Raw genomic sequence first — 14,463 nt, forward strand, 5'->3', positions numbered from 1 at the left:
AAAATCTTGCGATGAGAGAAACTCCGAGAGCTCAACCCCATTTAATAGGAAAATCCTGTAAATAAACCTATAGTTTTATTTACAGTGTATACTTCCCAATTAGTTTAGGCAGAGATTTAACTTATAGCAAACTAAAACTTGTTAGTCTAATTCCTAGTTTGATGTAAGGTAAAACTATGAAGCTTACTGATATTTCTCCTGCTATTGCTCTTACTCCACTCGATGGACGCTATCATACACAAACTTCTCCTCTAGTTGAATACTTAAGCGAACCTGCATTAAATCGCGAACGCATGCGAGTAGAAGTAGAATGGATGATTCTTTTAGCAAATGGTTATAAAGCAAATAACTTTATGCCAATCGTTAAAGGCGTTGAACGTTTAAGCGATGAAGAATGTGAATATTTGCGTTCTATTCCAGAAAATTTTGATAAAGAAGGAATTGCACGTCATGCAGCTCATGAAGCTATTACTCATCACGATGTAAAAGCTGTTGAATACTACATTGATGACGCTTTAGACGAAGCAGAAGAAAAGTTAAAGCATAAAACTCAACTTTCTTCGCTTAAAACTCTTGTTCATTTTGCTTGCACAAGTGAAGATATAAATAATCTTTCTATTGCTCGATGCGTAAAAAACGCTGTGAAAAATGTTTATAGAAAGCAATTAGACCAAATAGTGGATTATCTAGTTAAAAAAGCACGAGAATATCGCGATATGCCTCTCCTTTCGCTTACTCATGGTCAGCCTGCAACTCCAACTACTTTAGGAAAAGAACTTGCTGTATATGCCTATCGCTTGCAAAGACAGCAAAAGCATTTAGATAATCAAGATTATCTTGGGAAAATAAATGGTGCTACTGGAACTTTTGGAGCGCATGTAGTAGCATTCCCGGAAGTCGATTGGATTAGCGTTTCAAAAGAATTTGTAACAAATCGCATGAATCTTGATTTCAATCCTTTAACTACTCAAATAGAAAGTCACGATTGGCAAGCTGAATTATATAGCACTGTTAGCCACATCAACCATATTTTACATAATCTTGCTGTTGATATATGGATGTACATTTCTAGAGGAGTATTTGTACAAGTTCCAGTTAAAGGCGCAACAGGATCTTCTACCATGCCTCATAAAGTAAATCCTATTCGTTTTGAGAATGCTGAAGCAAATCTCGAAATTTCTTGCTCCTTACTCGACACTCTTTGTGCAACTCTTACTGAGAGCAGATGGCAAAGAGATTTAACAGATTCAACAACGCAAAGAAATATTGGTTCAGCGTTTGGATATGCAATACTTGCTCTTAACAATCTATTTGGAGGATTACAATCAATTCATCCTAATAGTGATTTTATGAAACAAGAATTGAATAACAATTGGGAAGTTTTAGGCGAACCAATACAAACTGCTATGCGAGCTGAAGAGATTGCTGGAGTTGAGGGTATGGAACGCCCTTATGAACAAGTTAAAGAACTAATGCGAGGAAACAAGATTAACCAAGAAGACGTTGAATCCTTCATTTCTTCTAGAAACTTTGATTCTGAAACATCTAAACGTTTAACTTCTTTAAAGCCAGAAACTTATACAGGATTGGCTTCAAAATTAGTTGATTTTCTTGAATAAGGAATATTATTAAGAATCATGTAAACTATGCATAGTGTGTTATACAATAGCACGCTATGCATTCCTGTTCTAATTTGAGCAGAATAACATTAAATACGCATACAATTGATGGTACGTTCAAATGCAAACGCAAGTAGTTTCACATACAGATGTTGTTATCAATGACACTCAGCCTAGTAGAGTGAGAAATCTAGCAGATTTACTTTATGCGATTTTGTCATTGGTTTTAAGCTTTGTTGTAATTCTTTCAGCAATGTATCTTTCTGGTACTACTGCAGGTGTCGAGCACGATGCTAGAAATGCTGGCAAAATTATTGTGTGGATTATAACAGATGTTCCTTCATCTCTTATGCAACAAGGTTTAACTATTATAATCGTCACAGTTGTTCTTGCGAGTATGATTAGAGCAAAAAGATGGGTTGATATATCAATATCAACTATCACTTTGCTTTTAACATATTTAATTTCATGGGCAATTTCTTATATGCTTGCAAAATTAAATAGTCCTTCTCTTTTCGCATCCCTTACTTCAATTTCTAATTCTCAAGGTATAGAAGTATTTGAATTATTGCCAGATATGTATGCAGTACTAGTAGCTTTCCTTACTGTAAGTGGTCCTAGAAGAGATAATAGAATACTGAAAATATCTTGGAATACTTTGATTGTCACTGCTCCTATTTTGATTATGACATCATGGAATTCTTTAACTGGAGTACTAGCATCATGGTGTATTGGCAGAACTATTGGAACTTTAGTTAGATTTATTAAAGGAACTAAAAGCAAAGGTGCTTGGGGTGACGATATTGTTGACGCTTTAAGCAATATAGGAATCAATAATTTAGTGCAATTAACTAGACGAAACCAACAAGCAGATCATTCTGGAATGCTTCGCTCTAGTTTAGATGACGATTTAATAGAAAATTCTCGTATGTATGATGCGACCGATATTCATGGCAATCGTTACGTAATTTCTGTTTTAGACAATCAAGTTCACTTACCAGGATACATAAATCAGCTTTGGCAATGGATTAGACTTATTGACGTTCCTGTTAGAAGAGATCCTTCAGCTCGTCATACAGTTCATCATCATCTTTCAATGTTACTTGCATTAAGAAATCTAAGATTAGCAACAGCTAATTTTTATGGAGTTACAGATTTTGAAAAGTCATCAATGATGGTTTTTAACTCTAATAACACTCCTAGCCCATGCAATCTTAATACTATGACTATTGATGATGCTGCTAGATTTATGAGATATCTTGATATTGCTAATAGTAGAGGTATTACTCATAGGAGAATTACTCCAGAAACTTTAGCTAGATTAGAAGATGGAACGCCAATTATAGCTGGATGGCATAATGGCGATGTTGCTAGTGATAAAAACAATATTGCTTTAGATAAAGTACAATTATTAACACTTATTGCAGCTTTAATTGGCATAGATAATGCGATTCAAGCAGCAATTGAATCATGGGGACGTAACACTTTAGCTGATTTGCTACCTTTTATGCAAAAAGCTGCTATACCTGCATCTACAAGAGCATTGCCTTCAGTTAATAAGAAAATGCTTGAGGAATTAAATAATAAAATAAGCGCGAATGTTATAGAGCAAGTGAACGAAGAAGATGTAACAGCAATACGTCTTTCTCGTTTCAATATTCGATTCTTTGTAAGTATAGTTTTAGCAATTATTGCTGGTGTAGTTATAATCACGCAATTACATTTACAAGAATTAGTTAAAGCTCTAAGAATGGCGAACCCTCTACTAGTTTTAATATGCTTATTATGCAGCATTGCAGCATGGATTGGTTCAGCAATAACATTAAGCTCATTCATGGATGACGCTAAGCCTTCTGCTTGGGTTTTATTCTGCTCACAAGTAGCATCAGGTTTTACAGCTGTTTCTATGCCAGCTGGAGTAGGACCAGCGTTTGTAAATCTTCAACTTCTAAAAAAGCAAGGCTACTCTCCTACTGCAGCTACAGCTATTACAAGTGCAACTTGGATGATCCAAGCTATTATGACAACGCTTGTTATGTTCGCAATCGGTATTTTTACTGGAAGAAATGTACTTTCAGGAATGATCCCAACGCATATGTTTATTACAGTAATTGGATTAGTTACATTGATTGTAAGCATATGCATGGCAATTGCTCCTATTCGTAAAAAAATAACAAAGCGCTATTTACCAATTCTTTTTGCTTATGGACAGCAAATTAAAGAAATGATTTCTAAGCCAATACAACTTTTTATCAGTATTTTTGGAGCAATCATATTAGTTATAGCAGTTGGATTAGGATATTGGATTTCACTTCTTGCTTTCGACTATTATGCAAATCCTTTAGAAACAATATTGCTATTCTTAGTTGCAAATGCTGCAGGCTCTGCTATACCAACTCCTGGAGGATTAGGAGCTGTAGAAGCATCATTGACATTCGCATTTACATCAGTTGGAGTTCCGCCGACAATTGCATTATCTGCAACACTTCTTTATAGATTGATGTTTTATTGGTTAAGAATACCTTTAGGAGCTATGTCTATGAGATGGCTTAGTAAAACTGGCAATATATAGAGAAAAACGCAATTTAGAACACTAAATAATAGTTTTGCTATTTACTAAAGACTCATTTTTGAAAAAAATATTAAAAAAGTTTAAGAAATCATCAAAAATGGCTACATTTGTAGGGAAAATGTACTAATATCAAGTATGAGTGTGGCCTTTGAAAGAGAAAGGCCCCTGACACAAAGGATGCTGCATGGCATACAACAAGTCTGATCTCGTTTCGAAGATCGCACAGAAGTCCAATTTGACCAAGGCACAGGCCGAAGCCGCCGTCAACGCATTCCAGGATGTGTTCGTTGAGGCTTTGCAGTCCGGCGAAGGTTTGAAGCTTACTGGTCTTTTCTCTGCAGAGCGTGTAAAGCGCGCTGAGCGCACTGGTCGTAACCCACGCACCGGTGAAACCATCAAGATTCCTGCATCCTACGGTGTGCGTATCTCTGCTGGTTCTTTGTTGAAAAAGGCTGTAACTGCCTGAATCACACTTTTACACTAAAAGCGTAAAATAAAAAATATTGAAGGGACATTTCGCTGTGTTGCTATGTCCCTTCAATTTTTTCTAATGTAAGTATTGTTGTAATTCTTTAATAACTAAACCATTAGAGGCAACTACATCATTTTCTCTACGCCAATGTATAGAACTTCCATCCCATTGGCATACAGTTCCTTGTGCTTCTTTTACAACAACTGCACCTGCAGAAACACCAGGAATATCCCAATAATGAAGATGCGGCTCGAAATATGCATCGTATGTACCGTCTGCAACTTTACACAAATCAAGAGATGCAGGGCCTATACGTTTAATATCTGCAGGTCCACCTTCTAATGAAGACACAACATCTAAAGCTCTCTTAGATTCTTCTGGAATATACGACATTCCGTAACACACAACAGATCCTTGTAAGGTTGATGTTGTAGAAGGAGTAATTTTTTCGCGTTTTTCACCATTAGGAGTACGACGTATTCGAATAGCACCTTGACCTTTAGCTGCTAAATATGTAAGACCTAGAGCAGGAGCGTGAACAACACCTAAAACAGGTTGAGCTGAGCTTTCTTCATTAAATTCAAACAAAGAAACAGTAAGAGTCCACTCTGCCATATCTCTATTAAAATTGATTGCTCCATCAATACTACCAACGCACCAAAAGCGCTCCCCAGGCTTACAATGCTCATGACGATTGCGCCAAAAACCTTGGAATGCGTTAATGTATGTTAAACGATTCTCAATAAAACGAATAAGTTTATCGCCAAACTCTGATGATGACTGCGTTGGATCCCCAAGAGCTAAAGAGCTCATATCTCTAGGACTTAATTGATCTTGATAAGCGTGTTTCCCAACATCCTCTAAAATTCTAGCTACTTCTAATGCTGCTTCTCTTAAATTTATTTCTGACATATTCTCACCTCTCTATCGTCTGTATCTCATCTGTATCCACATATTCTCTTAAAATCTTGCATCTATTTTACTCAAGTTTTAGCATGTTACAAAGCGTATACACATTATATTTCAAACACTCCAATAAAATTTCACAATTATCACAATAAAAACATATAAAACATATAAAACATATAAAACATATAAAACTAAGTTTTACTACAAGTAAGACTTACATCCATTCATAAAACTCATAAGAACAAACATATAACAATCAAAGATTCTTATTTGATTTGTTGTACATCATATATACAGTATCAGATATGGATGAATATAAAAAGTGCCAAACTCAAGCTTTTAGACACGGGCTTTTAGTTATGGACGTTGATGCAACTCTTATTGACGAAGAAGTAATTGATTTGCTTGCACAAGAGTCTGGAGTAGCAAAAGAAGTAGAAGATATAACACATAAAGCTATGCAAGGAGAAATTGATTTTAATACTTCACTAGTTAAAAGAGTTTCAATGCTTAAAAATACAGATTCATCAATATTAACTAAAATACGCGAAAAAATACATGTAACTTATGGAACTAAAGAATTGATTGAGATTCTTCATTCATATGGATGGAAAATTGGAGCTGTTTCCGGTGGATTTCATGAAGTTATAGATGATATATTATCTTCTATTTCTATAGACTTTTGGGCAGCAAATCATTTAGAAATTGTAAATGGGAAATTAAGTGGACGCGTGGCGGGGCAAATCGTAAACAAAGATTATAAATCTTATATGCTGAAAAAATGGGCTTATGAAAATAACATAAGCATAGAAAACACTGTTGCAATTGGAGATGGCGCTAACGATATTAAAATGCTAACTTGTGCAGGAACAGGAATCGCATTTTGTGCTAAAGAAATAGTTAAAAACAAAATTCCAAACATCATAGATAAGCGAGATCTACGTGAAGTTTTGAAGTTTATTAGCAAAAAAATATAGCTTATTATTCACAATGTGCTTGATCGCTTAAATGCGCTCCTCTAGCCCAATCTGCAGCGTTCATAGACTTTTTCCCTTGTGCTTTTACTTCTAGCAACTCTAAAACTCCATTAGAAGTACCAACCCAAACATGATGCTTATCTATAAATAATCTTCCAGGTAAAAGATTTACAACTCCCTTTTTTTGTAAATCATTGTTATCAGCTAAAGCACACTTAATAATATGCAACTTTAATTCTGATTCATTATGTGTTGTATCAACTAAATTACACCAAGCACCAGGATTTGGAGTGCAAGCACGAATTTGACGATCGAGAGCAAAAGCTGGAATATCAAAACGAATATGGGCATCTTCAACTGTGATTTTTTGAGCTACTTCATACGATCCTAAAGGTTGCTCTATTGGAATAATAGTTCCAGATTCAACTCCTTTAAGAGAAGTGCAAAGCAAAGGAGCGCAATCTAAACTTAGTCGTTTTAACAAATCTCCAGAAGTTTCATGAGATCCGATTTCAGTAGTGTATTGAGAAAGAATAGGACCAGAATCCATACCTTTAGTAATACGAAATACTGTAGCTCCAGTAACATCATCTCCAGCCCAAATGGATCTTTGAACAGGTGCAGCTCCACGCCATTGAGGCAAAAGTGAAAAATGAAGATTATACCATCCTAAAGGCAAAGCATTTAATACAGGTTCGCGTAAAATCTTTCCATATGCTACTACTGCAGCAGCTTTAATACCGGAATCCTTTAATTGCTTAATAAATAACTCTTCTTCACTAGGATCTGATTGCCATACAGGTAAACCTAATTCTAAAGCTGCCTGTTTTACAGGACTTTGTACTAATTTTCTTCCTCGTCCAGTTGGCGCATCAGGGCGCGTAAGAACAGCGCGCACATCAAAATGTTCATGATCTTCAGCTAATAAGCGAAGAGATGGCACTGCAACTTCAGGAGTACCAGCGAATAACAATGGTAATACCATAAACACTCCACTAAAAAAACCAACTAAAACTAACTAAAACTAATATAAAACCAATATAAACTAGCTAAAGCTAATCTATAAAAGCATCTTTAAGCTTACTAAAGAAACCTTTACGATTTAAATTCTCTTTTACTGAAGTTTGCTTTATATCTTTAACTTCTAAATCGTGAATCTTTGCAAATTGCTCCATTAACTCACGTTCTTTAGAACTCAATTTAGTAGGAATATTAACGTTTACATGAACAAGTAAATTGCCACGTTCTTTATTTTCAGAACGCATTATTCTAGATCCTAAGCCTTGTAAAGTAATAACATCCTCATTTTGGCAACCTTGAGGGATAGCAACTTCTTTATCTCCGTCAAAAGTGTGAATTGTTGTATTGTGTCCTAATACAGCCCAGCTCATAGGAACTTCAATCCAGCAATGTAAATCATCACCTTCTCTAGTAAATTGTTTATCATTTCGGATTAAAACATCAATGTACAAATCTCCGGCAGGTCCGCCACACTCGCCTACTTCGCCTTGAGATGCTAAACGAAGTCTAGATTGATTGTTAATTCCAGCTGGAATATTTACTCCAACTTCACGAACAGTGCGAACGCGACCAGTTCCGCGGCATTGAGAACAAACGTTTTTAATAATAGTTCCATGACCTTCACACATTCCACAAGGCATAGAAGTCATCATTTGACCTAACAAAGTATGAATAACTTTTTGAGTTGAACCAGTTCCATGGCATTGCGGGCATGTAACAGGAGAATTTCCATCGCTAGAGCCATTTCCATTGCAATCTTTACATAATCCAAAAGTGGATACTTTAATCTTTACAGTTCCACCGAAAACTGCAGTCTTTAAGTCGATATTAGCTTCTGCTAACGAATCAGAACCTCTTTGAACTCTCGAAATTGGTGAGCTAGTAGTTCCACCAAAGAATTGCGAGAAAACGCTACCCATATCCATATCAAATGGATTACCAGCAGAAGAACCTGAAGATGGATTATTAGGATCAACACCCATATCGTACATTCGACGTTTTTCAGGATTTGACAAAACTTCGTAAGCGTTATTTACTTCCTTAAACTTATCTTCAAATTCTGCACCTGCAAGATCAGGATGATACTTACGACTCATCTTCCTATAAGCTTTACGAATATCATCATCACTTGCATTACGATCAACGCCTAAAATCTCGTAATAATCAGTCACTATAATCCCTCATTTATTTCATCGAAAACACGCAATGAAACTTATTCTAACTTCCAACGTCATCTTATTGTGGCATTAGGCAAAGTCAACATTAGCATAGAAATCTTTAACTGATGTAAATTCTTTCAGCAATATTTTAGTTTTTCTTGTAGTTTTATTGAAGTTTTCCGTGAGCTTTGCTTGAAGTTTCACCAGTTTTTACATCAATTTTATTAGTTTTAACATTATATTTTTATTAGTTTTAAGATTATATTTAATTATATTTGATTAGCGAATCCTACTACTTTATTTTATTATTTTTCAGTCACCTTACTTTTATTTTATTAACTCAAATAAAGTTCAAATATAGCATATTATTTTTCAGCTATTATGAGATATGAAAGTATTAAGATAACGCGCAACTGCTCTAACAGCAGACATTGTAACAGCATAATCCATGTGTTGCGGACCGATTGATCCTATAAAAGCAACTGGAACATTCGTATGAGAAGTGTTATTAAGCGAATTATCACTAATATCTTTATTATTAGAAGATTTCTTATAATCATCTGAACTTTTTAATGTGCTAATACAAATATTATCAATGCAATTTTTTGTATTCTCTTTCTTAACTAAGTAATCACAGCTTAACACTTTAGATTCATTAGATTCATTAAATCTATTAGAAGTTTTAGACCTATAAGTTGATGATGAAAAAGTCGCATCTTCATTACTACTATCTTCATTACTACTATCTTTAATATTATCTTCGTTATATAAAGAAGATTCACTTTCATCGCACTCAATAGACGAATCATATCCATATCCGCTAGTTACAACAGAAGCGTTCAATAACTCAGGAGTATGAGTTTCAGATCCAATAGCAACACTTACTCCGTTTACGCAATCACTAGCTTCTTCGCTCAAAGAAGTCATCAAACGCATGATTACAGCTTGTTCTTCTAGAGCATCAAATAATTGTGCAAAATCATTAGCATGATGTTTATGTGCTAGTTGAGAAGCTCCAGCAACATACAAATCATGAGCATGCTCTCCAGCGTACATATCATCTATTGCTGCAGCCAAACTTGAAATAACAATTCGCATATTAGAATCGTCAATATGTAAAGACAAATCTCTTACATAGCGTGCAGCTAAATCAAAAGGAGCATTAACACACTTATTATTGATGACAGTTGTTAAAGATGAAAAATCGTCAACATGAATATTTCCAATAGGCAACATATGTTGTGCAACACTGCCGGTATCTGTGATAATAACAGCTAATAAAGTTGATTCCGAAACTTGCACTAATTCAATATGCCGAACTCGAGATTTAGATAAGGATGGAGATGCTACTAAAGCAATCTGACCAGTAATACTTGCTAGTAAACGAGCTGAACGCTGTAAAGTATCTTGCAAGCTTACAGATCCACTTAAAAAGTTGCGAATACCTCTACGCTGAGCTTCAGAAAGAGGGATAATCGAAGCCAAACCGTCAACAAAATATCTATATCCTTTTTCAGTAGGAATTCTACCTGCAGATGTATGAGGCTGAACTAAATATCCTTCTTCCTCTAAAGCAGACATATCGTTGCGAATAGTTGCAGAACTAACACCTAAATGATGATTCTTAGTCAAAGATGCAGAGCCAACAGGCTCTTGAGAACGAATATAATCTTCAACGACCGCTCGAAGTACCATCATGCGTCGTGATTGCATTGACTTTCCTCTCATATTCAATTAGGTAATATAACTTCGTTTTTATTATGTTAGCAAAAAATACTACTATTTACAGTCACTAACTGTAAGTTAATAGAGTAAATAAATTCCAATAGATTATAACCAAATTATAATCAGATTATAATCATTAAAAGCAATCGTAAGAAATATTTCTTGACACACTTTATAACCTTTAGTCTGATGCAAAAGATAGGATGAAATCGCAATGTGAGGGTAAAAAGCCAGCGTGAGCTGTGCTTAAAAACCCGAATTATTGGAAGGAAAGTAGATCACATGACCGATTTCAACTGGTCTGCATTAGACGAGCGCGCCGTAAAAATGGCGAAGGTTCTCTCGGCTGATGCTGTTGAGCGAGCAGGACATGGACATCCTGGCTCCCCTGTTTCATTAGCACCAATTGCGTACACCTTGTACCAGCATTTCATTAAGCATGATCCAGCTGACCCAAAGTGGGCCGGACGCGATCGTTTTATTCTTTCTGGTGGTCACGCTTCACTTACGCAATACGTGCAATTGTTCTTCTCTGGATACGGCTTAACTCTTGATGATCTCAAGTATTTCCGTGGCGGTGCAGACACACGTACTCCAGGTCACCCAGAATATGGTTTAACTCCAGGAATTGAAATGACTACTGGTCCTCTTGGACAAGGTCTTGCTTCTGCTGTTGGCTTTGCTTATGGTCAACGCTTTGAGCGCGGACTTCTTGATCCACAAGCTCCAGAAGGCACTTCCCCATTTGATCACAAAGTTTGGGTTATTTGTGGCGAAGGCGATGTTGAGGAAGGCGTTTCTTCTGAAGCTGCTTCCTTAGCTGGAAACCAAAAGCTCGGTAACTTAACTGTTATTTTCGATGCAAACCACATTCAGATTGAAGGAGATACAAAGCTCACCTTCTCTGAAGATATTCTTGCTCGTTACCGTGCATACGGTTGGTACACTGATGAAGTTAGCTTCATCCAGCCAGACGGCTCCTACAAGGAAGACGTTCAGGCTTTGGCTGCAGCTATAGAAAAGGCTCAGGAAGTTACCGATAAGCCTCACTTCATTAAGGTTAATACTTTGATTGCTTGGCCAACACCAGGCAAGACTAACAACGAAGCTTCACACGGATCCAAGCTTGGCGAAGAAGCTGTGAAAGGCTTGAAGGAACTTTGCGGTTTCGACCCAGAAGTTTCGTTCCCAATCGATGAAGAAGCTTTGGCTCACGCTCGCAAGGTTGCAGAACGTGGCTTAGCTGCTCATAAGGCTTGGGATGAAGCTCTCGCAAAGTGGGCTGCTGCCAACCCAGATAAGGCTGCTCTTTACGAGCGCATTAAGGCTGGCAAGCTTCCTGAAGGCTTCGACAAGGCTATTGACGACTTGGTTGCTGGCTTCGAAGTTGGCTCTAAGGTTGCTACCCGTAAAGCTTCCGGCGCAGTTCTTAACGCAATTGCTGCTGTTATGCCAGAACTTTGGGGTGGCTCTGCTGATTTGGGCGGCTCTAACAACACAAACATTAAGGGAGCTGACTCCTTCGGTCCATCTGAAGACGCAACACGCACTTGGCCAAACGTTTCCGAGTACGGCCGTCAGCTTCACTTTGGTGTGCGCGAGTTCGCAATGGGTGCTATTACCAACGGTATTTTGCTTGGTTCTGACACTCGCCCATTCAACGGCACATTCTTCCAGTTCTCTGACTACGAGCGCCCAGCAGTTCGCTTGGCTGCTTTGATGGAGATTCCAAACCTCTACGTTTGGACCCACGATTCCGTAGCTTTGGGCGAAGACGGTCCAACTCACCAGCCAATCGAACACTTGGCTGCTTTCCGCGCTATTCCTCAGCTTGAGGTCGTGCGCCCAGCAGACGAGTACGAAACTGCTGAAGCTTACCGCTACTTCTTCGAAAAGAAGAACAACTACCCAACTGCCATGATTTTGACCCGCCAGGGCGTTCCAACCCTCGCTCAGACTGCTGAAAAGGCTCGCGAAGGCGTGAAGCACGGCGCTTACGTTTTGGTTGATTGCGAAGGCACTCCAGACGTAATCATCATGGCTACTGGCTCTGAGGTTCAGTGGGCTGTTGCAGGCGCCAAGACTTTGGCTGCTGAAGGCATTAAGGCTCGCGTTCTTTCCATGCCATCCCTCGAATGGTTCGAAGAGCAGGACGAAGAGTACAAGGAAGCAATCCTTCCAAAGTCCGTCAAGGCTCGCGTTTCCATCGAAGCTGGCTTGGCATTGCCTTGGTACAAGTATCTTGGCGATTGTGGCAAGGCTGTTTCTATCGAACAGTACGGCTTGCAGGGTGACGGCGGTCAGAACATGATTGACTTGGGCATTACTGCTGAGCACGTAGTAGAAGCTGCTAAGGCTTCTATCGAAGAAGCTCGCGCTTAAGCACAAGAAATATAAAATAAAACTTGATTTATCTACTATTTTGCTAATGCATTGTATTGATAAATCACAAAACTCGAAGTGCTAATTTAGCAACTTCACAAGAAGCAGCAAAGGCGTGTTGATGCCGAGCTACCGTTGGTTTGACATCAACCGCTGTTTCTTGTAAAAACGCCAAAATACCGACGTGCCCCAATTGGTGGAGCACAGTGTTAAGGAGATAACATGACTGAAGCAACGCAGCGCACTAGCGATTCCGGCGTTTCTATTTGGTTGGACGATTTGTCCCGCACCCGCATTGAATCCGGTTCTTTGCAGGATCTTATTGCTCACAAGAATGTTGTTGGCGTTACCACCAACCCATCCATTTTCCAGAAGGCTTTAAGCCAGGTTGGCCCATACGATGCACAGCTTAAGGAACTCGGCAAGGTAGACGTAGAAACCGCTATCCGCGAGTTGACCACCACCGATGTTCGTAACGCAACCGATATCTTCCGCGAGATTGCTGAAAAGACTGATTTCGTTGACGGTCGCGTTTCTATCGAAGTTGATCCACGCTTGGCTCACGATACTGCTAACACTGAGAAGCAGGCTGAAGAGCTTTGGGCAAAGGTTGATCGTCCAAACGTTATGATCAAGATTCCAGCAACTTTGGAAGGTCTTCCAGCTATCACTGCTACCCTTGCTAAGGGCATTTCCGTGAACGTAACCTTGATCTTCTCCCTCGAGCGCTACGAGCAGGTTATCGATGCCTTCATCGAAGGTATTGCTCAGGCAGATGCTAACGGCCATGACTTGAAGCACATTGGTAGTGTCGCTTCCTTCTTCGTTTCCCGCGTTGATACTGCTGTTGATAAGCTCCTCGAAGCTAACGGAAGCGAAGAAGCTAAGGCTCTTGAAGGCAAGGCTGCTGTTGCTAACGCTCGCTTGGCTTACGAACTCTTCGAGAAGAAGTTCGCAGCTGACCCACGTTGGGCTGCTCTTGAAGCTAAGGGCGCAAAGAAGCAGCGTCCACTTTGGGCTTCTACTGGCACAAAGAACGCAGCTTACTCAGATTGCAAGTACGTTGACGAGTTGGTTGCTGAGCATGTTGTCAACACTATGCCAGAAAAGACTTTGAACGCTCTTGCTGATCACGGCAACGGCGCTCCTTCCGTTAAGGGCACTTACGAAGAGAGCCACGCTGTTATGAACAAGCTTGCTGAGCTTGGCATTAACATCAAGGACGTTACCGACAAGCTCGAAGCTGACGGCGTTGCAGCATTCATCAAGTCTTGGGATTCCGTTATTGCTGACGTGCAATCTGGAATTGATCGCGTGAATGCATGATTTATAGCTTTTTAAGTTAAAACATAATAAATAAGCCGCATTTTGAATTAGGAATATTCCTAAACATTATGCGGTTTATTTATTTTTATCTATAACTCAATAAATTGCACTCAATAAGTAGATAGAACGCAGAATCAATACGCTAAAAAGATATTTGAAACAATAAAATTTAATACTGTTTACTTTTACTAATTTATCTATTACACATTTAGCATAACAAGACTTATATTTGTAAAAACAATAAACAATAAACAGTAAATAGTAAACAGTAAACAATTTAATAATTTAACAGTTTAATAAT

At 38.3% G+C, this 14,463-nt stretch carries 10 protein-coding genes; 6 read left to right on the plus strand and 4 right to left on the minus strand.

The features are described 5' to 3' along the window. Nucleotides 1-176: 176 nt before the first annotated feature. The 3 genes from purB (at nt 177) to HMPREF3230_RS02050 (ending at nt 4,657) form a co-directional block, all read left to right on the plus strand. The gene (gene purB, locus HMPREF3230_RS02040; protein ID WP_075523324.1) at nt 177-1,619 is read left to right on the plus strand and encodes an adenylosuccinate lyase; all 1,443 of its coding nucleotides are present in this window, start codon (nt 177-179) and stop codon (nt 1,617-1,619) included. Nucleotides 1,620-1,740: 121 nt separating this feature from the next. Then, nucleotides 1,741-4,191, plus strand: coding sequence for a lysylphosphatidylglycerol synthase transmembrane domain-containing protein (locus HMPREF3230_RS02045; protein WP_075523325.1), 2,451 nt, complete (start codon nt 1,741-1,743; stop codon nt 4,189-4,191). Nucleotides 4,192-4,375: 184 nt separating this feature from the next. Further along, on the plus strand, nt 4,376-4,657 hold the full coding sequence (locus HMPREF3230_RS02050; protein ID WP_004119480.1) for an HU family DNA-binding protein: 282 nt from the start codon (nt 4,376-4,378) through the stop codon (nt 4,655-4,657). 81 nt (nt 4,658-4,738) lie between these two features. On the opposite strand, the gene HMPREF3230_RS02055 is transcribed toward HMPREF3230_RS02050, so the two are convergent. After that, nucleotides 4,739-5,575 (minus strand): inositol monophosphatase family protein, encoded by an 837-nt coding sequence (locus tag HMPREF3230_RS02055; protein ID WP_082266235.1) that lies wholly within the window; start codon nt 5,573-5,575, stop codon nt 4,739-4,741. 302 nt (nt 5,576-5,877) lie between these two features. Between HMPREF3230_RS02055 and serB the strand changes: the two genes are divergently transcribed. Continuing rightward, the gene (gene serB / locus HMPREF3230_RS02060) at nt 5,878-6,549 is read left to right on the plus strand and encodes a phosphoserine phosphatase SerB (RefSeq protein WP_075523326.1); all 672 of its coding nucleotides are present in this window, start codon (nt 5,878-5,880) and stop codon (nt 6,547-6,549) included. 4 nt (nt 6,550-6,553) lie between these two features. Here the strand turns inward: serB and fmt are convergent, their stop codons facing one another. From fmt to hrcA, 3 genes are all read right to left on the minus strand, one after another. After that, nucleotides 6,554-7,534, minus strand: a complete 981-nt coding sequence (gene fmt, locus HMPREF3230_RS02065; RefSeq protein WP_075523327.1) for a methionyl-tRNA formyltransferase — start codon at nt 7,532-7,534, stop codon at nt 6,554-6,556. A 70-nt stretch (nt 7,535-7,604) separates the two neighbouring features. Continuing rightward, the gene (dnaJ, locus tag HMPREF3230_RS02070) at nt 7,605-8,741 is read right to left on the minus strand and encodes a molecular chaperone DnaJ (protein WP_075523328.1); all 1,137 of its coding nucleotides are present in this window, start codon (nt 8,739-8,741) and stop codon (nt 7,605-7,607) included. Between the two features lie 360 nt (nt 8,742-9,101). Next, nucleotides 9,102-10,442, minus strand: coding sequence for a heat-inducible transcriptional repressor HrcA (gene hrcA, locus HMPREF3230_RS02075; RefSeq protein WP_082266236.1), 1,341 nt, complete (start codon nt 10,440-10,442; stop codon nt 9,102-9,104). Nucleotides 10,443-10,736: 294 nt separating this feature from the next. Between hrcA and tkt the strand changes: the two genes are divergently transcribed. After that, nucleotides 10,737-12,836 (plus strand): transketolase, encoded by a 2,100-nt coding sequence (gene tkt / locus HMPREF3230_RS02080; RefSeq protein WP_075523329.1) that lies wholly within the window; start codon nt 10,737-10,739, stop codon nt 12,834-12,836. A gap of 222 nt (nt 12,837-13,058) precedes the next feature. Further along, the gene (gene tal / locus HMPREF3230_RS02085) at nt 13,059-14,162 is read left to right on the plus strand and encodes a transaldolase (protein WP_075523330.1); all 1,104 of its coding nucleotides are present in this window, start codon (nt 13,059-13,061) and stop codon (nt 14,160-14,162) included. Nucleotides 14,163-14,463 lie beyond the last annotated feature (301 nt).

It is taken from the genome of Gardnerella vaginalis (genome assembly GCF_001563665.1).
GTDB lineage: Bacteria > Actinomycetota > Actinomycetes > Actinomycetales > Bifidobacteriaceae > Bifidobacterium > Bifidobacterium vaginale_A.

Excerpts from the sequence above, each read along its gene's own strand:
- purB (WP_075523324.1), top strand. The coding sequence starts at position 177 with ATGAAGCTTACTGATATTTCTCCTGCTATTGCTCTTACTCCACTCGAT.
- HMPREF3230_RS02045 (WP_075523325.1), top strand. The coding sequence starts at position 1,741 with ATGCAAACGCAAGTAGTTTCACATACAGATGTTGTTATCAATGACACT.
- HMPREF3230_RS02050 (WP_004119480.1), top strand. The coding sequence starts at position 4,376 with ATGGCATACAACAAGTCTGATCTCGTTTCGAAGATCGCACAGAAGTCC.
- HMPREF3230_RS02055 (WP_082266235.1), bottom strand. The coding sequence starts at position 5,575 with ATGTCAGAAATAAATTTAAGAGAAGCAGCATTAGAAGTAGCTAGAATT.
- serB (WP_075523326.1), top strand. The coding sequence starts at position 5,878 with ATGGATGAATATAAAAAGTGCCAAACTCAAGCTTTTAGACACGGGCTT.
- fmt (WP_075523327.1), bottom strand. The coding sequence starts at position 7,534 with ATGGTATTACCATTGTTATTCGCTGGTACTCCTGAAGTTGCAGTGCCA.
- hrcA (WP_082266236.1), bottom strand. The coding sequence starts at position 10,442 with ATGCAATCACGACGCATGATGGTACTTCGAGCGGTCGTTGAAGATTAT.
- tkt (WP_075523329.1), top strand. The coding sequence starts at position 10,737 with ATGACCGATTTCAACTGGTCTGCATTAGACGAGCGCGCCGTAAAAATG.
- tal (WP_075523330.1), top strand. The coding sequence starts at position 13,059 with ATGACTGAAGCAACGCAGCGCACTAGCGATTCCGGCGTTTCTATTTGG.